Annotated in this window: 1 protein-coding gene and 1 pseudogene; both read left to right on the top strand. The window is 59.1% G+C overall.

Annotation, left to right across the window (positions count from 1 at the left end; translation table 11 throughout):
• Positions 1 to 182 precede the first annotated feature (182 nt).
• Positions 183 to 980, top strand: coding sequence for a sterol desaturase family protein (locus EN893_RS34465; protein WP_127268287.1), 798 nt, complete (start codon positions 183 to 185; stop codon positions 978 to 980).
• A 102-nt stretch (positions 981 to 1082) separates the two neighbouring features.
• Positions 1083 to 1263, top strand: a pseudogene (locus EN893_RS34460) (hypothetical protein); the annotation flags it as partial.

Raw genomic sequence — 1263 nt, 5'->3', positions numbered from 1 at the left:
GGACACGAACGGTTCGAAGCCGTGTCAAACAACCGCGTTCGACGGTCCCATTGCTCCGAGCCGTTGCGTTCGGCGACATTGCTTGCACGTTCCGTGCGTTAGCGCCCTTACAGAGCCTTTAGCCTTTGGAAAGGGAGATGTGGTTCCTCTCGGAGGCGCAGACGACGCGCAGAGGCGAATCGATGGATATCTTTGGCATCAAGGCACTGTTGATCTGCGCGCTGATCTTCATTCCGTTCGAACATCTGTTTGCCGAGCGGCCGCAGAAGATCTTCCGCAAGGGGTTTGCTGTCGATCTGATCTATCTGCTGTTCAACGGCTTCATCATAAAGCTGGCCATCGTCATGATGGCGGCAGGCGCGCTCGGTGCCGCTGCGCTCCTTGTCCCGCCGGCGATAACGCAGGCCGTCAGCGGCCAGCCCGTCTGGCTGCAGGTTGCCGAAATCATCGTGATTACCGATATCGGCGTCTACTGGACACATCGGGCCTTCCACAAAATCCCCGCGCTTTGGAAGTTCCATGCCGTTCACCACGGCATTGAGGAACTCGACTGGCTCGGGGCCTTCCACAATCACCCCGTCGACGCCATCGTCACAAAGGCAATATCGCTGACGCCGATCTTTTTCCTCGGCTTCTCGGAAGCCTCGATCGCTGTCTTTTCGACCATCTACCTTGGACACACGCTGCTTGTTCATTCAAACGTGCGGATTCCGTTCGGCCCTTTGAAGTGGCTGATCGCCAGCCCGCAGTTCCATCGCTGGCACCATGCCAACCAGCGCGAAGCCTATGACAAGAACTTCGCCGGGCAGTTGCCTTTCCTCGACATGCTGTTCGGCACCTACAATCCCACCGGCGACAAGGTGCCGGAAAAGTACGGCGTCGACGATCCGATCCCTTCCACCTATTTCGGTCAGATCGGCTATCCGCTCCTGCGCCGCAGGAAGCTGCCGAACCGGGCAGTGCCGAAGACCGAAGCCTGACAGCTGGCCCGACGGTGCGGTATCCACCCCGATCCGCTTTCGGGCCGTGGAACGCCGAACCCCGGGAAGGCTTTTCGCGTCGAATCGGCTAAACCTTGAGGCATGAACGAAACCTCACTCTATGCGCCGGTGAAGCGGTTCCTCGAAAGCCTCGACTTCGTCGTCAAAGGCGAGATCGGCGGCTGCGATGTCGTTGCGTTGCGCGAGGGGGAGCCGCCGGTTGTCGTCATCTGCGAGTTGAAGCTGCAGTTCAATCTCGAACTGGTGCTGCAAGGTGTCGATC

The sequence above is a fragment of the Mesorhizobium sp. M7A.F.Ca.CA.004.04.2.1 genome (assembly GCF_004022825.1).
Taxonomy (GTDB): Bacteria; Pseudomonadota; Alphaproteobacteria; order Rhizobiales; family Rhizobiaceae; genus Mesorhizobium.
The sequence above is the reverse complement of the archived record's forward strand: the minus strand, read 5'-3'. Positions and strand labels throughout refer to the sequence as shown.